This is a genomic window from Paenibacillus sp. 1SOY10 (assembly GCF_056836745.1).
The window spans coordinates 597,922-617,973 of the sequence record NZ_JBXENK010000002.1; the positions used below are offsets into that span (position 1 = coordinate 597,922).

The window sequence follows — 20,052 nt, forward strand, 5'->3', positions numbered from 1 at the left end:
AAAAATCCTCCGTTCCCACCTTGAAATGGGGACGGAGGATTTTTATTCGCTTGAAGCTTACTGGGTAAATTGTGCTGGAGCCGAGAGGGCGGACTCGCCCAATACGTTAACTGCACTAATCTTGACCCAGATGCTGGTGTAGTCTGTCTTGATCGTGTAATGTGTATCGGACGTGGAGCCAATCTTGGAATAGGAGCCACCCTCACTGTCCGAGACGTAAACATTGTAGCTCGTGACGAGATCCAGCAGGGGACTAGCCTTCCAACTAGCCGTATAACCGCCTTCATCCTTATTCACTGAGACACCCGATGGTGAGGAAGGAGCATTTCCCCCAACCTCTCCATTGCCGCTACCATCGTCATTGTCTTGACCCTCTCCGTTGTCGCCGCCAGGGATGCCACCACCACCTAGAGGGCTAACCACAGCGCTTGGCTCAGATTCCTTGCCAGCAACGTCTACGGCGGTTACGTAGTAAGCCGTACCGAAACCTGCGGCCCGGGCGTCCGCAATAACGGTGGAATCTCCGGTCAGTGCAACCTTGCCGGTGGACTGGAATTTCACGCCGTCATCCGTACGGTATAGCCGGTAACCAACAACATCCTTCTCTGGACTTGCGGTGAAACTGATCTTGGATCCTCCGCCAAGGCCAATCAAGGTTACGCCCCCAGGGGCGCTTGGTGCCTTGCCATCATCAGTGCGAGGGTCCTCCTTGTATGGGGCATCCTCGCCAATGTCTTTTGGCATGTAGAAGCTGAGCGACTTATGGCCTCCTGACATGCGGGCAAAGGCTTTTTCAAGCTCTTCTTTAAGTTCGGCAATCGGTTTCTCGCGCTTGACAACAACCTTCTCACGCAGCATATCGGAAGGCGTAGTCTCCAGCGGAATATAGTTGACCTCATTGTAGGTGACATACTTGGCACGGATTAAAACATCATCCGGCTCGGTTGGCACAAATTTGGCATTGAAGATATCAGTAACCATTTTCCCGGCTTGTTGGGTCAATTGAGTTGGCAATTTACCACTGTAGCCGGACACGGTCTTGGTAACGATGCCTTCCGGCTTGGTGAACGAATCCGTCTTGAACACGTCGCTGACGTTTTCGGTGACTTCATTCATGACCAGCGCCCATATTTTACGTGCTCTGGCCTTACCAGCATCGGAAAGTGTATTTTTCGGTTCCTTGTAGCCAATCCACACGCCTAGCGTGACGTCCGGCGAATATCCCATGAACCAGACATCGGCATAGTTTTGAGTTGATCCGGTTTTGCCGACTACAGGAATCTTGCTATAGCTCTTGAAGTCGCTTCTGATCGATTTACCAGTACCATCTCTCAGGGCGGTCCGCAGCATATCGGTCATAAGATAGGCTGTCTGCTCGGAGAACACCTGTTGTGGCTCGACTTGATGCTTGTAGACGACATTTCCCTTGTGGTCAATAATCTTCTCGATCATGTAAGCATCGGTGAACTGACCGCCATTGGCAATCGTGCTGTAGGCATTGGTAAGCTCTTCAACCGTAACCCCATATTTAAGACCGCCAAGGACCCCGGTTTGTGCACCGTAGTCTTCTTCTTCGAGAGTGGTAATGCCCAGCTTTTTGCTGAAATCCCAAGCCTTCTCGATCCCCACGACATTGTTAAACACCTTCAGTGCGGGGATATTACGCGATTCATTCAGAGCCGTACGGGCGGTAACAAGTCCTTTATAACCGCCACTGGCATTGCCTGGAATATGATAGCCCTTCTGATAATCCCGTAAAATGATAGGGGAATCATCCAGAATGCTGGCTGGCTGAACCAGGCCGGTGTCGAGGGCGGGCAGATATGCGGCGATTGGCTTCATGGTTGAGCCGGGTTGCCGCTTCATTTGCGTGGCATAGTTCATCTGCTCGGTGTAGAAGTCACGTCCCTCAATCATGCCTAGTATAGCCCCGGATCGATTATCCATCATCATAGCGGCTACTTGCTCCAGCCCTTTCTTCTCGCTGAACGGTGAGAAGTTCTCGGCATTATCCGAAACCCGGTGCATCGAATTATAAATCTTCTTATCGATGGTGGTATATACCCGGTAACCTCCGGTTAGCAACTCCTGGCGGGCTTCCTCCAGCATTTGCGTATTACCGGAAATCTCTTCTTTGGTCAACTGTGGGTTGTTCATCATCGCAATGACAATGGCCCCTTGCCGTTCCGTCTCCAACATCAGGTAAGGGAAGGTATCATAGGCCTTTTTGGTTGACTGAGCTAGTGCTCCTTGAATATCAAAGGCCACCGCTTCGTTATATTCAGCGGTTGTAATCTTGTTCTCCTCCAGCATGCGTTGTAACACCAATTGCTGGCGTTTGGTTGCTCGCTGGAAAGCTTCCTCCTTAAATTCTCCTTTACCATTAAAGGCCGAATAGGAGGAAGGCGACTGGGGTAAGCCAGCCAAATAAGCGGACTGGGCAATATTCAAATCTTCCAGATTTGTGATATTGAATATCCCTTTGGCGGCTGCCTTTATGCCGTAGACCTGATAGCCGTTTGATCCGTTGCCGAAGGGAACCTTGTTCATATAAGCTGACATAATCTCTTCCTTGGACAGGAAGCGTTCCAGGCGAAGGGCCAGCAAAATTTCCTTCACCTTACGGTCCTCTGTAACGTCCAGGTTGAGGAAGACACGTCGTGCCAATTGCTGTGTCAGCGTACTGCCGCCGGTCTGTACAGCTTCGTTAAGCACCCGCTGTTTGACGGCGCGCAGGGTCCCTTGAAAGTCGATACCCATATGCTCTTCAAAACGGTTATCCTCAATGGCAATTACCGCATCCAGCACGTTCTGCGGAATTTCCTTATAAGAGATGGGGCGCCGGTCTTCTTCTGAGCGCAATTGGCCAATAGGCTGCCCGTCACGGAAGTAAGCGAACCCTGTCATCTCGTTATGGTTGATCTTCTCTTCAATATCTGTGCGTGAGCGTACCGGCTCCTCCTTGACGATCGAGGACACGTAGCCGAATACAGCACCTCCCACAAATAGCACACTCGCAAACCCCAGCAGAACAAGCCATCCTAGGATCGCCCAGACGATACGACCCTTCTTGCGCTTCCGCGCCGGTTTGGTGGCCGTCTTATCGCTCCGAGATCTTCGCTTGAGTTCGGTCTGAGGCTGCTTGGAGTTGTTGTCGTTCTCATGAGCCATGAATGATCCTCCTTTATAAACAGCAACATTATAGCACAAAAAAGGGGTTTTGGATGTTTTTTCAGCCTACTTTAACGGATTTACGGGGCGGTTTCGACAAATTCAGGTCCTTTGAACCACCCTTGTTTTAGTGTCGCGAGGTTTGACTTTGGAAATACATCTGTGATATATATTATTTGAATTACATATCAATAAAGGCTTGGAAAGACTAAGTAGAAGGCGGAATCCCGCTGCTCAGAGAATCGGTGGTGGCTGTGAACCGAATGAGCGGATCGCTTTTGAATTACCGTCTGGAGCCGTCCGGGGGAACGCACGATGTGCAAGTCATGTGCCAGTAGTCCGGTACCGGATTAATCCGTTATGCGAATGAAGTGAAAACCGTGCCTCTTGTGGCTGCCAATAGCAAAGGCTAGCGGTTTTAATTAGGGTGGTAACGCGAGCGCTCCTTCTCGTCCCTTGGGACAAGAAGGGGCTTTTTTGTGTTCTTACAGGCGGCAATACATCATTATATTGGAGGAACAGGTTGATGAAATGGGAAGAATTAAGTGGAGCGCAGCAAGCGGAGGTAGAGCGTCAACTCAAGGTAATTTCCCGGGGGGTCGTAGAGATTGTGCCCGAGGATGAACTGAAGCGGAAGGTCATGAAATCCGTTGTCACCGGACAACCGTTGAAGGTAAAGCTTGGACTTGATCCCTCGGCGCCCGATATTCATGTTGGACATACGGTTGTCATGCAGAAGCTGCGCCAGTTCCAGGAGTTGGGACATCAGGTGCAATTGATCATCGGTGATTTCACGGGCCGAATCGGTGACCCTACGGGGAAGTCGGAGACTCGCAAGCAGCTTACAGAAGAAGATGTGCAACGCAACGCGGAGACCTACCGCCAACAAATCTTCAAAATTCTTGATTCAGAGAAAACACATGTTCATTTCAACTCGGAGTGGTTAGCCCCGATGACATTTGCCGAGGTGGTCAAGCTGTCTGCCAAGGTAACGGTAGCACGTATGCTTGAACGGGACGACTTTACGAAGCGTTATAACAGCAATTTGCCGATTAGCATCCATGAATTCTTCTACCCGCTGATGCAGGGAATGGATTCGGTCGCACTGGAGAGCGACATTGAACTCGGGGGGACGGACCAGAAGTTTAATTTGCTAATGGGGCGGACCTTGCAGAAGGAATACGGCAAAGAGACGCAGGTTGCTATCATGACGCCGATTATTGAAGGGCTGGACGGCGTCCAGAAGATGAGTAAGAGCTTGGGCAACTACATCGGCATCGATGAGGAGCCTAATGAAATATATGGTAAAGCCATGTCAGTGCCCGATGAGTTAATGCTTAAATATTATGAGTTGGTAACCGACCTCTCAAACGAAGAGCTGACGGCTTTGACTGAAGGAGTGAACTCGGACGAGATTCATCCACGTGATGCCAAGATGAAGCTGGCTTATACACTGGTACGGATGTATAACGGTCAAGAAGCTGCTGAAGCAGCGCAGGAGCATTTTGTCACTGTATTCCAACAGCGGGCATTGCCTGAGGATATTGAGGATAAGGAAATTCCTGCATCTGAACTGGAGGATGGCAAAATCCGCTTGATTAAGCTGTTGACTCTGATTGGTTTTGCTTCTTCCAACGGGGAGGCCAAACGTAGCATCCAACAGGGCGCGGTAAAGCTTAACGAAGAGAAGTTGACCGATCCGAATGCCGAACTTGAATTGGCTGGTGGCGAGATCATTCAGGTAGGCAAGCGCAAGTTCGCCAAGCTGACGGTAAAATAAACGAAACAAATAAACCGGCCCAAGTCGATGTCGACTTGGGCCGGTTTTAATGTGCTTAATTTTAGCGGTTGTAGAATTCGACGATTTGCTTCTCGTCGATGTCTTGGGACAACTCGGAACGTTCAGGCAAACGGATATATTTGCCTTCCAGGGAGGTGTCGTTAAATTCCAGGTAAGCCGGAAGATGCGAACGGTTCTCCATGGCATCCTTCACCAAGGCAAGACCGCGACTTCTTTCACGAAGGCTGATAACGTCGCCAAGGCTAACACGGTAAGAAGCGATGTCGACTTTCTTGCCGTTAACGGTTACGTGACCATGAGCTACGAGCTGACGAGCGCCAGCGCGCGAGTTCGCGAAGCCAAGACGGTATACCAGGTTGTCCAGACGGCTTTCAAGCAAGAACATGAAAGTTTCGCCCGCGATACCAGGCATGCTTTGAGCTTTTTCGAACAGAGTACGGAATTGTTTTTCACCCAAGCCGTACATATGACGCAATTTTTGCTTCTCGAGCAATTGTGCACCATAGTTGCTGATTTTTCTGCGTTGGTTAGCGCCATGTTGTCCCGGAGGGAAAGGGCGCTTCAAATCTTTGCCTGTTCCGCTCAAGGAAATGCCAAGGCGGCGGCTGAGTTTAAATTTAGGACCAGTGTAACGTGCCATTGTATAGGTAGACTCCTTTATAATTATATTTCGTGTAGGGTTCTACTTGCGCGGATTTTGTTTCATCGAACGTAAGGATAGATGAATACGTTCTCTGATAAGAAAGTTCAGCCGCTGTCTTATCAGCAACAAAACACCGAGAGGGTGCTCGCATGCGTTACGCCCTAAGCAAAGACTCTATCCAGTCTTTTTCAACAATATATATTATACGATTTAATCAGTGAAAGTCAACTAGGTGTTTTTGTATGAAATTGCTACTTTTTGTCGATAGGTCTTTTGTCCTAAAAATATAGTTCCAAACACGGGAAATGTAGTGCAAAACCTTTGTGGAGATAGTAAAATAAATGTATTGATCAAGAACGGATCACAAGTGATAGAAACAGACAAGCTGATGGCGCAAAATATAAAGCTTTGTAAAAGAGCTCTTTTTTATGGCCAATCGATCAGGAGGCAACCAACGATGAATTCTAATCATGCTTCTTTTCTGCCGCAGCTTGAAGAAGGTACCAATTACACAGACTGGTTGCGGCAACTCGACATTACTACTTATGATTATCCTTACATTGATTCTATTTTAATGGATGCCTATGGTCATTGGCGTAAGCTGGTCCCTGATCTGCCCGGATTAGGCGAGGCGAGCTTTATGGTTACGGATTACCTTGGAACGGCGCTGGTAGCTGACCCGGACATTCCGCTCTCTGCCACGGGGAGATTAGACGAGCCTGGCCCCATGGTTGACATCATTACATCTACCATCAATGAGAAGAAATCCATGACCAGGGAAGAGGCAGGAAGTGTTTATGCTGCCGTACCGATGTTTACCCGTTTGCATGGTGACATGTTCGCCATATTCGGCTGCCGCCTGACGGGTTATGAGGCCCCGGCTGCCGATTTATTCATGAAGATGGCGGCGGAACTCCTGCGCACCTGCTTCTATCAGTGCTTTGAAGCTCTGCTGGTCTCCGATCTGCTGCTAGCCCAGCAGAGAGCCAAGCGGGAGGAGCAGCGTCGCTCCAAGCTATCCTCCGTTGTGCAGAAGCTGCATGACAAGATCGACGTGGATTCCGTACTGACGGAATTGTTTGAACGGTTGTCCGGGATGTATCCGGCGGCCAAGCTGGAATTACTGATGTCCCAGGATCATCTTAGCCGTGATCCCAGAATCAAGTCCTTGCAGCTCTACGAGCAAGGTGACGATCTTTGCGTACAGGCATTCATGGAAGGAAGCATGCAACTTCGACGACTGCACGGCGAGGATGAGGGCGAGAAGGCTGGCTTGGAGATAGCCGTTCCGCTAAGTGGGAAGCAAGGCAGCTACGGAGTGTTTCATCTATCAATTGAGCAGGATTTAATTGACGAGATTGATTTACAGCTTATTGGGATGTTGGCCGACACAGCGGGTACCGCCTTCGAGAACGCCAGATTGTACGAGCAATCCAATCTGCTCATCGATGAGCTGCGGTTAATTAACGAATTAACTAAGCGGCTGAATCAAAGTCTTCAAATTGACGATGTATTTCAGTTTGCTATGGAAGAATTATTGTCTATCTTCAAGGCGGAATATTGTTGTATTTCTCAGTTGAACCGGGAGCATGGTACTTTTGAAATCGTGTCCAGCAATGTGCCCGGGCTAGCGAACGAGCAGTTCCCGAGTGATTATGGATTCAGCGGTCAGCTTTATGCTACAAATGAACCTATTATTCTATCTGACTATCGCGCGTATGGCAGCAAGATTAACTCACGCTTTATGGAGGAGACGGAATCACGTTCGCTCATTACGGCACCGGTTATCGTTCGTGGTGAAGCAATCGGGGGGATTATGCTGGCCCATCGACAGCCCCGTTTCTTCTCATACGACAATTACAAGCTTCTGCAGGCTCTCTCCTCTCATATTGGCTTGGCTGTGGCCAACGCTTTACTTCATGCAGAGGTGCGGAGGATGGCTAACCGGGATATGCTCACCGGATTATACGCCAGGCATTACGTTGATGATGCCATCCAGGAGTTCCAGAAGAAGGACAGCAACGGCTCGCTGATTATTGTGGATATTGATCAGTTTAAGCAGGTAAACGATACCTTCGGACATCAGGTGGGCGATAAAATCCTCAAGCAAGTATGTCATATTGTGAAGGGGACGATCCGCAAGACGGATATTGCTGCTCGTTGGGGAGGCGAGGAACTGGCGATATACTTGCCGGGGGCCACAGCGGTCAGCGCCTACCAAATTGCAGAGACTGTCCGCCTCCGGGTAGCGATGGAAACGGAGCCCAAGGTGACCGTGTCTTGTGGAATCGCTGAATGGCAGCGAGGTAAGGATAAGCCGGGGGTGGAATCTCTCTTCTACCAAGCGGACATGGCCCTGTATCGTGCCAAGAACAGCGGGCGTAATCAGACGCATACAGCTACTGGAGAACAGGGTTCATAGTTACGATTCTAGAGTAAGCATTCTGCGGGTGGAACTGCTCTACCGCAGAATGCTTTTTTTGCGTGCCTGCACGCATAGATTCAAGAGTGGGGTGGGAGGATACAGCTAAATGGAAACTCAGGCTTAAACGGCTGAAGCTGAGGGCTGTGACGCTAGCCGGATGGGCAAATGACTCGGATGAGGAGTGCTTGCGGATGGAACTGCTACGGATAAATAAGGCTGGACGAACCGCTGCCTGTGGGTGGCTACTTCTATTGCTGCTCTCCTCCTGTAGTCCTCTGGAAAAAACGCCGGAGCAGTGGTTTGACTTTACCTGGTCTGGGCTAGCGGGCTGCGATGAGCTTACTTTTCGCGGCTTGGCTGTCTTAGAGCGGGGGAACAGAAAAGGGCAAGGCGAGAGCTTGCGCTATACGGGAGAACTACGTGCGCACAGGGAACTGCATATGAGCGCTCAGCCTGCTGTTAACGCCTCTTCGCTGCCTGGTAACTCGTTGCATGCGGCCGGGCTGACCGGGGCTTCGGGCTGGCGTGCCAAGCTCTATTGGGCGGACGGGATATGGCAGTCTGCGGTACCCCGGGAGGGAGATGCTCTTCGGGAAGGTGTCGCTCGACTAAATCCTTTGGGTCAGCTTGAGGAGATCAGGCAAATCTCTAGTAAGCAGATCACTACAGAAAGTGGCGCTGCGCGGGGAACGATGGTGTTAAGAATTGAGGTTGATCCGGATGAGGCCAGCCTTCGCTTGAAGGAACGTTTGTTGTCTGAGATGAATCAACTTGGTGAGAACTGGAAAGACCAACTGGCCGGTGTACCCTCTGAGCAGCAGGAGGCACTGCAAAATGAGCTATTACTTGTCTGGACAGGTGGGAACGAACAACTGCAACAGATGCTCCGGCAGATGAAGGCAGAGTCCGTGTATCACTTGACCATAGACCGGAAGTCCGGACTTCCGGCACGATTGACCTCGGAGACCGCAGTTTCTTACCTGTCGGTGGAAGGCACGGAGCAGCAGGAAATATTACGTACCGATAATAGGTTCGAAAGCTACCGATAGCCCCCTCTCTGTTAAGCTCAGGCTGACGCTGGGTGCGATTTCGTGCTACAATATAAGAAGAATTAACCAATGGTTAACGAGCGGGAAGCCTTCCATGAGCTATTCCTTGACAGGTTCCCGTTACATAATGAGGAGAGTGAGTCAGATGCGTGATCCGAGAATTCAAAAACTGGCGGAAAACCTCGTAGGTTACTCCGTAAGCGTTCAGCCTGGAGAGAACGTGCTGGTCGAAATGATTGGCGATGAACGAGATTTGCTGAAGGCGGTCGTGGAAGAAATAGGGAAAAAGGGCGGTAACGCCTTTGTAGAAATTACTGACCGTACCGTACAGCGCGCACAATTGAAATATGCCACAGCCGAAGGGATCAAGGCATGGGCCGAATATGATCTGAAGCGGATGCAAATGATGGATTGTTATATTGGTATTCGTGCAGGTGCCAATGTCAATGATTTATCTGACGTAGCCGAAGATAAGATGAAATTGTACAACTCGCTGTATTCTCATCCGGTGCATAGCGAACAACGGGTAAAGCGGACGAAGTGGGTGGTACTGCGTTATCCTAACGCTAGTATGGCACAGTTGGCCAATACGAGCACAGAAGCTTTTGAGGACTTCTACTTCGATGTATGCAATCTGGATTATGCCAAGATGGACCGGGCACAGGATGCCTTGGCTGAACTGATGAGCAGAACGGATAAAGTTCGTATTGTTTCGCCAGGTACGGACTTGTCGTTCTCGATCAAAGATATTGGTGCAATCAAATGCTCTGGACAAAAGAACATCCCGGATGGAGAAGTATACAGTGCTCCCGTTCGTGACTCCGTAAACGGTACGATCAGCTACAATGCAGCTACATTGTACAACGGCATCACGTTCGAGAACATCAAGTTCCGCTTTGAGAATGGTAAAATTGTTGAGGCGACCAGCAATGATACGAAGCGAATGAATGATATTCTGGATTCTGATGAAGGGGCAAGATATGTCGGTGAATTTGCCATCGGCTTCAATCCGTACATTCTGCATCCGATGAAGGATATTTTGTTCGATGAGAAGATAGCAGGTAGCCTGCATTTTACGCCGGGTCAAGCCTACGAAGAGGCCGATAATGGTAACCGTTCCTCGATTCACTGGGATCTGGTATTAATTCAACGTCCGGATTACGGCGGTGGAGAGATTTATTTTGACGACGTATTAATCCGCAAGGATGGTGTTTTTGTCATACCTGAACTGGCGGCTTTAAATCCGGAGAACTTGAAATAAGGAGAAATACCCTTGCTAGGAAAGCGGATTCAATGTATGATGAAAGTATGTTATTTCCAAAGTTGATCACGGAGGGATCCATATGGCTACGAATAATGAAGCAGTAGTAGAAATTGCCCAAATCGCGGGTAAATTTACTTCTTCCATCGTGCTTCAGGCAGACAATAAGTACATCGATGTAAAGAGCATTCTTGGTCTCTTCACTACACTGGTGAACACCAAGAGTTATGAGCTTCACGTCCATGGACCGGATGCAGATGAAGCTAAGAAAGCTGTAACCGAAGCCTTTGCCAAGCATGGGCTGGATGTCAAAGTTGTTGCAGAATAGAAAATGAAGAAAACACTCCCGCTTTGCGGGGGTGTTTTTTAATGCTCTTCGTACACTGCAGATTAGCCGAGTGGGTACAAGGTTAATTTACACAGGTTCTTGTATTGGCCCTCGATTTCGTCTAATATTAGGATAGAACAGAGGTGTGACGATTTTTGGACATAGGGGGGGAAGAGGCATGACTTCATCTGAGTTGCAGGAGCAACTGAACCAGAAAGCACTTAATCTTCTGAAAGAAGATGCAGATAAAATAGAGAAGCTGATTGAAGTACAGATGGAGAACTTGGCTACACGTTACTGTCCTCTCTATGAGGAAGTGCTGGATACCCAGATGTATGGATTCTCCAGGCAAGTGGATTACGCGACTCGCGTTGGACTTATTGAAGAAATGGCAGGCAAACAAATTCTTAGCAGACTTGAACGGAACCTGGCCTCGCTATATGAAGCCATGAACAATAAACAGTGAACCGGTTTGTCTTCAAATAGTGCAAGCGTATACTCCGTTGTTACAAGGGGAATACGCTTGTTTCATCATACATAGGCCAGAGGCATGTCATTTGCTTTAAATGGGCTTACGCTTTACAATGAAATTAATGAGGTTGAAGGAGGAATAACCATGACCGAGCAACTGCAATTAGATAGTGGAATGATTCGCATTTCAGACGATGTCGTGGCGAAGATTGCCGGAATGGCCGCTCTGGAGACACCGGGAATCGCTGCGATGTCCGGAGGACTGTCTGAGGGCTGGGCCAAACGGTTAAGCGGTAAGAATGTGCAAAAGGGCGTTACAGTGGAAGTCGGTCAGTTGGAGGCGGCGATTGATTTGCGTATCATCGTGTTGTATGGAACGCCGATCCATGAGGTTTCCCGGATGCTCCAGCAGAATGTACGTGAAGCGGTCGAAAGCATGACCGGACTGAAAATTGTAGAAGTCAATGTTAAGGTTGAGGGCGTTGCGTTCAAAGACGATGAGCTCTAAGAGGTAGCCTTAAGGCTGCGCTGTGATACAAGGTTTTGCTTTCGGCCTCAAGTAAGTTAAGTTGAATAATCGATGAACAAAACAAAGACTACGGAGCGTGCTCCGTAGTCTTTTGGTTATTATCACGTTTTACATATGTCTCCGTTGCTGAGTGCGCTGGCTGCGCACTTCAAACGGCGTTGGTTCACGGACGATGACGGACTTAGTGCGTTCTTGCTTGACCGGCAATGACGATTCCCGTGAGATACTTAATACAATTCCCATCGCTATCATCATGACCAGGAGAGAAGAGCCGCCATAGCTGATGAATGGTAAGGTGACTCCTGTAACCGGAATCGTGTTGGTGACACCGCCGATATTGACGAATGCCTGGATAGCTATGAGCCCCATAATGCCAACACCGGTTAAGGTGCCAAACGTACTCTTGCAACGAAGGGAAACTAGTAGTCCTCGCCAAATAAAGTAAATATAGACCATCAGGAAAATTAAGGTACCAATAAGTCCGAACTCCTCGCCAATGACTGCGAAGATAAAATCATTATATGCGTTGGGCAGATAATGCAGCTTCTGAATCCCTTGTCCAAATCCGGTGCCAGTGACGCCGCCATGGCCAATCGCCGTTAAGGATTGAATCAGGTTGTATCCAGTACCCTGTGTGTCTTCCCAAGGGTTCAGGAAAGCCTGTATGCGGCCAAGTCTATAGTTATCTCCCGTGACGGTGGCCGGGTCTGGCGGGTTAATCTGCTCCCACAAGGCCCCGATACCGATTACGATGCTTGCACCAAATATCAATAAGGCAATGGAGCCCACAATATGCTTGAGGTTGGCTCCTCCGGCAAAGATAATTAAGCCGGCGGTAGCGACCAGAATGAGGCAGGAGCCCAAATCCGGTTGAAGCATGATGAGCCCGGCAATAAACCCGACAATGACCATGACAGGAATATAGCCGGTGCGCAAATCCCGGAATCGTTCTCCCTTCTTGGAGATAAGAGCCGAAAGATACAAGATTGTCGTAATCTTGGCTAGCTCTGTAGGTTGAATGCCAAGCGTTCCGATGGCAAACCAACTGGTAGCGCCGTTAATGCGTCCTCCAATGAAGGGGACGAGCAGCAGCATGACGATAGCAAGAATAAATATAGGTATGAATAGCTTCTTGAATTTGGGATAAGGAATATTCATGGTGATAAACATGCCGACAATACCAAGCAGGCTGAAGATGATCTGCCGTTTGGTAAAGTGCATGGGATCGTTATCGAACAGCTTGCTTACTAGTGCGATACTGGAACTGGAGCTGAACACCATCACGATTCCGAAACCAACCAGCAGTAGTGTCAAGATGAGTAATTGAAAGTCGGGGGCTCCGCGTCTTGGCTTTTCGGCTTCTTCTCTCATGACTGCATCACTTTAGGACTCAAGAAGTTCCTTCAATTCCGTCAATTTGTAATTGGCGGTTTTCATCACCAGCGGCGGAATCTCCGATTCGTACTCCAACCCGTGTGGAAAAGTGGCCCGCCCCATATAGACCGCTTCGATGGCAAGCACGGTATCCGGGCGCTCCAACTTGCCCTCCAAAGCTCGCGTATTAATGCGCAAGTAATAATCGCTATTGTTGTATTCAATTTTATAATCGTATGTAGCGCGGTAATATTCCCATTGCCAGCGTACAAAACCCAGCTTCTCCGCTGATTCATCCAAATAAGCCAAATCGCTTTGCAAACCGTCCAAGCCGGTATTTTCCACGATCATGGTAATTTGCCCCCTTAAATTGTGAACTTTTCTCAAATCTTCTCTACCCCATGATATTATGTTTCCAGCGCTTGTGCAAGCCGGGAAAGCCTTGTCCGCTTGCCCTTTCCGTTCAACATGATTTGCCTGGCTTTTTTCTGCTACAATAGAGCTAAATAAGGCAACCGGACGGACGGCATGGATTGGAAGTAACAGAAGGTTCCGGGGAGAAGGAAGAGGGGGAGACCATGGAAGTAGGTTTGTTACATGAGTTATTTCCGGCAATGGTGGAGCTGCGGCGACACCTTCATCGCCATCCGGAGCTTTCCTTTAGGGAAGAGAAGACATCGGCCTATATTGCTGAGAGGTTGCGGGAACTGGGGATTGAGGTTTCTGTTAACGTTGGCGGCTTTGGCGTAGTGGGCAAGATATACGGAGCGCTCCCGGGGAAGACTGTAGCACTCAGAGCGGACATGGATGCTTTGCCCATTCAGGACGAGAAAACTTGCGATTATGCCTCAGAGCAACCAGGGGTCATGCATGCTTGCGGGCATGATGGCCATACCGCAACTCTGCTGGCGGTTGGCGAATATTTCGCCAAGACGAGGGAGCAACTGCGTGGAGAGATTCGCTTGCTCTTCCAGCCAGCAGAAGAAGTCTGCCCTGGCGGGGCAACCTCGATGATTGCAGCGGGTGCACTGGATGACGTAGATGTCATTTACGGCGTTCATCTTTGGACCCCCTTGCCAGTCGGGACTGTAGCTAGCAGGCCGGGAGCCTTGATGGCTTCCACCGATGAATTCTTCATTGAAATGCAGGGACAAGGCGGGCATGGAGGCATGCCTCATAAAACGGTAGATAGTGTCGTTGCCGCTTCGGCGCTGGTTTTGCAATTGCAAAGCGTGGTCAGCCGCTCGGTAGACCCGCTGGACCCCGCGGTGGTTACGATTGGGGCGATTCAGGGAGGCACAGCACAAAATATTATTGCCGACCGGTGTAAGTTGTCCGGCACGGTGCGCTGCTTCGAGGAAGGGACGCGTGCATTGATTCGTCAGCGAATTCACGCCTTGACCGATGGGACGGCTCAAGCCTATGGGGCCGATGCAATTATTAATTATATGCCTGGTTACCCAAGTCTAATTAATCATGAACGGGAATATGAACGCTTTATGGAGGCGGCTTCGGATGTATTTGGCTTGCATGCCGAATTGTCGACTCCAATTATGCCCGCTGAAGATTTCGCCTACTATGTGCAGAAGGTGCCAGGCTGTTTCATGCTTGTGGGAGCAGGTAACGGCCAAAATGCCGTGTATCCACACCACCATCCGAAATTTGACATTGATGAGCAAGCGATGCTGCACGCAGCAGGACTTCTGATAGCGATGGCAGAGTCCTACTTTACAGAGCACGCATAAATATTTCCAGATATAGCAAACTATGAACTTAAGAATAACTCAAGGTTAAATATATCAGGGTGAGGTGAAGCCGATGAATAATCTCGGAGCTTGTATCGTTCAGCGCGATTTGTCGGTGCTGCTGGAGAAGGATCATCCCGGTTTTGAAGAGGCGCGGGAGCGGTTATCCTCATTTGCTGAATTGGTAAAAACTCCGGCCTTCTACCACACCTACCGTATGACCCCGCTAACCTTATGGAATGCCGCAGCCGGGGGCATTGATGCAGAAGCCATTGTTAAGGATTTGGCTGAACTTGCCCGTTATCCCCTCCCTGGTGGGGTAGCTCAGGATATCCGTAAATGGATGGAAAGATACGGTCAACTGAAGCTGTATCCCGTGCCTGACGAAGCTGATTTGCTTGAACTGGAGAATTGTGGCCCGGATAGGGAGCTCCTGCAGCAATTGCTGACACAACTGAACTGGGCCGACGGATGCATTACTCTCCAAGGGGAGCGGCATTGCCGTCTAAGTGCTGCGCTTCGAGGAAGGCTCAAGCGGGAACTGGGCCAGCTTGGTTACCCTGTGTTAGATGAAGCAGGTTACCATCAGGGCCGTCCTCTGAGCTTCAAGCTTCGTGCTGTGTTGCCGGATTCCGGTCACCCATTCCAACTAAGGTCATATCAGACGGAGGCAGAGGCGGCATTTGCTGGTGAGCGAGGAGAAGGCGGAAGCGGAGTTGTCGTTCTTCCTTGCGGAGCGGGGAAAACCGTGATTGGTCTGGCGGTCATGGAACGCTTTCAGTGCGAGACGCTAATACTAACCTCTAACGTGACCTCAGTCCGTCAGTGGGTAGCCGAGTTGAGCTCCAAGACGACGTTGCCAGCCGAAGAAATCGGGGAGTATACAGGGGAAAAGAAGCAGGTTAAGCCGGTTACCGTCTCGACTTATCAAATCTTGACCCATCGCTCGCGCAAAGATGAGGAATTTCGTCATATGTCCCTGTTCAATGAACGGGACTGGGGATTGATTATCTATGATGAGGTGCACCTTCTCCCTGCGCCGATCTTCCGGGCGACCGCGGATATCCAGGCGACCCGGCGGCTAGGGCTGACAGCCACACTGGTGCGTGAGGATGGCTGTGAACGGGATGTTTTCACACTGATTGGACCGAAACGGTATGAAGCACCATGGCGAAGACTTGAAGAGAGCGGGCATATTGCCGAGGTCGATTGCCGGGAGATCCGGGTGTCGATGCCACAAGACCAGCAAGAACGATATGTGCGGGCCGAGGGCCGTGAGAAATTCCGGGTTGCTGCCGAGAATCCGGGCAAGCAGCCGGTCATTGAGCAATTGCTGAATCGACACCGGGACCGCCAAGTGCTGATCATTGGAAAATATCTGGATCAGTTGCAAAGTGTTGCCAAGGAGGTGGGGGTTCCCCTCATTACGGGGAGTACGCCCCAAAGTGAGAGGGGCCGACTCTACCAAGCTTTCCGTGAAGGCAAGTTGCCAGTCCTGGTCGTATCTAAGGTTGCTAACTTTGCGGTGGATCTGCCGGATGCCTCAGTAGCTATTCAAATTTCGGGTAGTTTTGGCTCACGTCAGGAGGAGGCTCAGCGTCTGGGACGTATATTGCGGCCGAAGACGGATGGGAGTCGTGCCTTCTTCTATACGCTGGTATCAGAGAACACCAGAGAGCAGGATTTTGCCCAGCGCAGGCAGCTCTTCTTGCTGGAGCAAGGTTATGAATATGCCGTGCAGCAAGAGCGGGAGGTACTTAACGCATGAATGCGGGAACGAGTAAGAAGTTAGGAGATACAATAACGACCTCTGCCTTAGGCTGTTTATTTTCCCGGTTTGCGGGACAACCCTTCAAATTGGAGCAGGCCCGCCAGGCAGCAATGGGAGGAATAAGCGGAGCAGATATCCTTGCAGCAATGCCTACCCTGCTCAGTTCGGGTATAGTGTCAGCCGTACGCAAAGCCTGGGGAGAAAAATTGTACTATCTATCTCTTCCCAATCTGCTGGGTGTTCCATACATAAAGGCATATCCTCTACTCCGGGAACAGGACTCGGGGTTAATTACGTTGCGCCGAGAGGCGGGAAGCGGACTTGCGATGGATTTGTTCCACAGTCTGGCCTGGATTGCCAAGCACAGCTTGCGCATTACAGCCAAAGGAACAATTCACCAGAAGGAACGAAGCAGACTGGAAGCGTTAATCAGGTTATCTGATCAAGATGCAGTGGGCCTGGGACTTAGTTATCCTCATACCGATGTCTATTCGCCTGCGCTTGCCATTGTTCTGGACATGCTGTTGGCTAAAGGGCTAATTGTCAAAGATCGTTCCAAGTGGAGCCTTCATTCAGCCCTGCTCTCGTCCTGGTTATCCCAGGATATCCGGGAGATGAATGAGCAATTACTGCTGGAAGTGCTTCAGCGTTACGTGCCTGCGGATACTCGGCTTCAACACATAGCTCTTAGGCTAGTCGCGTCTGACCTTCAATCCGGACAGTGGTATTCTCTCCATGAATTGCTTGGCTCGCTTCAAGAGCGAGGCTTGGTGGAGGGAGAATTGACCGTAGAGCAGCGGAACTGGATAGGCCGCTGGCTGGAAGCCTTATGCGGCTTTGGCTTTCTAGAACTCGGGGAAATGATGACCGAGGGTACGGCGTTTCGCTGGTTACTGGACAGGAAGGGTTTGGCAAGGCTTGGCCGGGAAAGTGTGATCGCGTCCAAGATGGCTCAGATCGACGATCACGCGGACGAACCAAGCGGGGAGAGAAGTAGTGGCCTTCCAGTGGGACTCATTGTGCAGCCGGATTTTGAGATTCTTGTGCCGCCTGAACTTCCACTTACGGTACGCTTCGAACTGGAAGCGTGTGCGGAGCATGTTACTACGGATGTCATGAGTGTCTACCGGATTAGTCGGGGTGCAGTGGAGCAGGCAGCGCGGTTGGGACGCTCGGTACAAGATATTATGGATTTCCTCTCTAGGTATGCGCTCACCTTACCGGAGTCCATTCGTGTTGCGCTTGTGCAGTGGGGCAAGGAGATTGGACGGACGGAGCTTATGGAGGCGCAATTGCTGTGTTGCGCCGATCTGGAGGCGGCTGAGCGAATTGCCTCCATGTCTGATCTTGGCGGAAAGCTTGAGCGGATTGGGCCGCAGCACTTCATAGTCATTGGCCAGCAAAGCGCTGAAATCATTAAGCGACTTGAGACTGAGCGCCTGGCGCCAGTGTCTTCCAGCCAGGTCAACAGTAGCGAAGGGATTAATTATCCAAAGCTGATAGTTACTCACGATGAATTTGCCAAGGATGAGGACCAGCATAACCATAAGTCTTCGGAAGCATTTGAGGCTCAGGGGTGGATTTACAAGGGCGCTGACTTGCATTTCTATGAATCGGAGCATGGGGTACCTGAACCTGAAGAGCTATTCCCTGGCCTCACTTCTCTACCCTCCATTTGGTGGAAGGAGCTCAGACCGTACCATTTGTCTACGGCGAGAAAGCTAGTGGAACTGGCCTTGGAATGGCAAACCAAATTGAGAGTGAAAATTGGCGACGAAGAACTCCTGTGCCTGCCGCTCTCTGTGGAGGGGGAAGAAGTGTGGCAACTTAAGGTACGCTGCTTGTCGTCTTCTCTGGAAGCGTGGAACAGAGAGACAGAGCGGCTCCTTGCTCCCGGGGAATGGCGGGCAATTCAGCTTGTCTTACCCGAAGGAATCTGGCAGGCCTTCCATTAGGAAGAATGAAACTCTTCTGCTCGCTAAAGGATTGTGTTATGATAATGACGTCTACTTTGGGTAGAATACCTGCATAGAAGCGAGTTGAAATTCATGAGCGTAATTGCAAGGAACACGGTCGATATGGCCGAAGTGCTGACATACGCCTATGAATTAGGCGATATGATAAATCAATCTACAGCCGTTTCCGAATATTTGTATTGGAAGCAGCGCGTAGATGAAAGTGCGGATGTCCAGGCTTTAGTCAAGAAGCTGGAGGCGCAGAAGGAGCTGTTCCGTGAGACGGAACGTTTCGGACATTTCCATCCAAACTACCATGAAGCGAAGGATCGGGTCGCTGAAGTGGAGCGTGAACTGGAGCAGATCGAGGCGGTCCGTTATTTTAAGGCTGCTGAGAGTGAACTGGACGATATTCTGCATCAGATGTCCGAAATGATTGCCTTTGCCGTCTCGGATTCCATCAAGGTACCTAGCAACGACCCCCATCCTCAAGGTGGTTGCGGAAGCGGCGGAAAGTGCAGTTGTGGTTAAGAAGAAGACGCAGAGGAATGCGTAACAGGGAAGGGGGAAATTCATGTTTCCGGAGCGTACAGGCTTTATTATATGGGTAAGTGACTTGAAGGCGGCAAGAAATCTGGATAAATACGGAAGCGTGCATTATTTATCCCGCCGCATGCATTACGTGGTGATGTATGTAAACGCCGAACGGGCGGAGGATATCATGCGTAATGTTCGGAAGCTATCCTATGTTCGCAAGATCGAGCGCTCTTATCGAGGGGAGATCAAGACGGAGTATAGTAAGAATGTTCCTGACAAGACACAATACTATGGTATATAGGTAGGGAAGTGAAGGAGCAAAAGAACGCCCCGGCAACTATAATAAGTTGCCGGGGCGTTCTTTTATCTTATTTTGGTAGGACCAGGGACATGCATTTGTGACTTTTTTTGGATCTTTAGGCTCTTCTGTCTGAAAAATGGTAGCGCTTATCTTGTAGATAGTTGGAGAATGTTGTAATATGATAGGTAAAAGTGCTTAGTTAAAAAGACCTATTAATGTGAGGTGTGGCATGAGAGATCGGGCGACAGAACGTTGGGGGACCTACGAAGCTTTTCATATTGTGCTGGGAGACAAGAGAGTTGCCGACATCGTAGTGACCAACCATGCCAAGCTCAGATATCATGACAGAATTGACCGGGAGCAAATGGGATTTGAGCAAATTGCCAACTGGGCTTGGGATTGCTTGAAGCAAGGACGGATAACCCCGTATTATCGAAAAGAGGAAGATGTTTATCTAATCGATGATGATTTGGTAATGGTCGCGGAGTTTGCGGAAATTCCCGGTGAAGTTGATCTTACTGGAAGTCCGTTGCACCGCATGATCATTGTGACCTTTCTCGGGCGGATGTCAGAGACTATAGAACTGCGGGATTTGAAATCCTATTATTCCTGGCTGCGGCATTCCCGTCGTATGACCTTGATGAAGAACAGTCGTAAACGCAGATAAGATGATTAAGTATAGTAGGTTAGA

17 protein-coding genes and 1 other annotated feature are annotated in these 20,052 nt (G+C 49.9%); of the genes, 13 read left to right on the forward strand and 4 right to left on the reverse strand.

Features of this window, described 5'->3' with window-relative positions:
- Positions 1-57 precede the first annotated feature (57 nt).
- Positions 58-3,171 (reverse strand): transglycosylase domain-containing protein, encoded by a 3,114-nt coding sequence (locus AC1VOR_RS08595; protein ID WP_482617237.1) that lies wholly within the window; start codon positions 3,169-3,171, stop codon positions 58-60.
- A 191-nt stretch (positions 3,172-3,362) separates the two neighbouring features.
- Positions 3,363-3,631: a binding site (T-box leader), on the forward strand.
- A gap of 66 nt (positions 3,632-3,697) precedes the next feature.
- On the opposite strand from AC1VOR_RS08595, the gene tyrS reads away from it, so the two are divergent.
- Positions 3,698-4,951 (forward strand): tyrosine--tRNA ligase, encoded by a 1,254-nt coding sequence (tyrS, locus tag AC1VOR_RS08600; RefSeq protein WP_482617238.1) that lies wholly within the window; start codon positions 3,698-3,700, stop codon positions 4,949-4,951.
- A gap of 61 nt (positions 4,952-5,012) precedes the next feature.
- Here tyrS and rpsD read toward each other — a convergent pair whose 3' ends face one another.
- Positions 5,013-5,612 (reverse strand): 30S ribosomal protein S4, encoded by a 600-nt coding sequence (gene rpsD, locus AC1VOR_RS08605; protein WP_059052285.1) that lies wholly within the window; start codon positions 5,610-5,612, stop codon positions 5,013-5,015.
- A 460-nt stretch (positions 5,613-6,072) separates the two neighbouring features.
- On the opposite strand from rpsD, the gene AC1VOR_RS08610 reads away from it, so the two are divergent.
- The 6 genes from AC1VOR_RS08610 to AC1VOR_RS08635 all read left to right on the forward strand — a co-directional run bounded on the left by AC1VOR_RS08610 (position 6,073) and on the right by AC1VOR_RS08635 (position 11,657).
- Positions 6,073-8,037 carry a sensor domain-containing diguanylate cyclase gene (locus AC1VOR_RS08610; protein ID WP_482617239.1) on the forward strand — a complete coding sequence of 655 codons (1,965 nt, stop codon included), beginning with the start codon at positions 6,073-6,075 and terminating at the stop codon, positions 8,035-8,037.
- A gap of 194 nt (positions 8,038-8,231) precedes the next feature.
- Complete coding sequence (locus tag AC1VOR_RS08615; protein WP_482617240.1) at positions 8,232-9,089, forward strand: hypothetical protein; 858 nt, start codon at positions 8,232-8,234, stop codon at positions 9,087-9,089.
- Between the two features lie 145 nt (positions 9,090-9,234).
- Positions 9,235-10,350, forward strand: coding sequence for an aminopeptidase (locus tag AC1VOR_RS08620; RefSeq protein ID WP_482617241.1), 1,116 nt, complete (start codon positions 9,235-9,237; stop codon positions 10,348-10,350).
- Between the two features lie 82 nt (positions 10,351-10,432).
- Positions 10,433-10,678 (forward strand): HPr family phosphocarrier protein, encoded by a 246-nt coding sequence (locus AC1VOR_RS08625; protein ID WP_059052289.1) that lies wholly within the window; start codon positions 10,433-10,435, stop codon positions 10,676-10,678.
- A 178-nt stretch (positions 10,679-10,856) separates the two neighbouring features.
- Positions 10,857-11,144, forward strand: coding sequence for an Fpa/YlaN family protein (locus AC1VOR_RS08630; protein ID WP_482617242.1), 288 nt, complete (start codon positions 10,857-10,859; stop codon positions 11,142-11,144).
- A gap of 150 nt (positions 11,145-11,294) precedes the next feature.
- The gene (locus AC1VOR_RS08635) at positions 11,295-11,657 is read left to right on the forward strand and encodes an Asp23/Gls24 family envelope stress response protein (protein WP_059052291.1); all 363 of its coding nucleotides are present in this window, start codon (positions 11,295-11,297) and stop codon (positions 11,655-11,657) included.
- A gap of 129 nt (positions 11,658-11,786) precedes the next feature.
- Here AC1VOR_RS08635 and ftsW read toward each other — a convergent pair whose 3' ends face one another.
- Together ftsW and AC1VOR_RS08645 are read right to left on the reverse strand one after the other, a co-directional pair.
- The gene (gene ftsW / locus AC1VOR_RS08640) at positions 11,787-13,049 is read right to left on the reverse strand and encodes a putative lipid II flippase FtsW (RefSeq protein WP_482617243.1); all 1,263 of its coding nucleotides are present in this window, start codon (positions 13,047-13,049) and stop codon (positions 11,787-11,789) included.
- 12 nt (positions 13,050-13,061) lie between these two features.
- A complete protein-coding gene (locus AC1VOR_RS08645; protein ID WP_059052293.1) occupies positions 13,062-13,403 on the reverse strand; it encodes a YugN family protein in 342 nt (113 codons plus the stop codon).
- Between the two features lie 227 nt (positions 13,404-13,630).
- On the opposite strand from AC1VOR_RS08645, the gene AC1VOR_RS08650 reads away from it, so the two are divergent.
- The 6 genes from AC1VOR_RS08650 (at position 13,631) to AC1VOR_RS08675 (ending at position 20,028) form a co-directional block, all read left to right on the forward strand.
- Positions 13,631-14,797 carry an amidohydrolase gene (locus AC1VOR_RS08650; RefSeq protein ID WP_482617244.1) on the forward strand — a complete coding sequence of 389 codons (1,167 nt, stop codon included), beginning with the start codon at positions 13,631-13,633 and terminating at the stop codon, positions 14,795-14,797.
- A 73-nt stretch (positions 14,798-14,870) separates the two neighbouring features.
- The gene (locus AC1VOR_RS08655; protein ID WP_482617245.1) at positions 14,871-16,565 is read left to right on the forward strand and encodes a DNA repair helicase XPB; all 1,695 of its coding nucleotides are present in this window, start codon (positions 14,871-14,873) and stop codon (positions 16,563-16,565) included.
- A complete protein-coding gene (locus tag AC1VOR_RS08660) occupies positions 16,562-18,523 on the forward strand; it encodes a helicase-associated domain-containing protein (RefSeq protein ID WP_482617246.1) in 1,962 nt (653 codons plus the stop codon). Before AC1VOR_RS08655 ends, AC1VOR_RS08660 begins: the two co-directional genes overlap by 4 nt.
- A gap of 93 nt (positions 18,524-18,616) precedes the next feature.
- The gene (locus AC1VOR_RS08665; RefSeq protein WP_482617247.1) at positions 18,617-19,054 is read left to right on the forward strand and encodes a YlbF/YmcA family competence regulator; all 438 of its coding nucleotides are present in this window, start codon (positions 18,617-18,619) and stop codon (positions 19,052-19,054) included.
- Positions 19,055-19,097: 43 nt separating this feature from the next.
- A complete protein-coding gene (locus AC1VOR_RS08670; protein ID WP_018751591.1) occupies positions 19,098-19,361 on the forward strand; it encodes a YlbG family protein in 264 nt (87 codons plus the stop codon).
- A 229-nt stretch (positions 19,362-19,590) separates the two neighbouring features.
- Positions 19,591-20,028, forward strand: coding sequence for a hypothetical protein (locus AC1VOR_RS08675; protein ID WP_482617248.1), 438 nt, complete (start codon positions 19,591-19,593; stop codon positions 20,026-20,028).
- Positions 20,029-20,052: the final 24 nt, after the last annotated feature.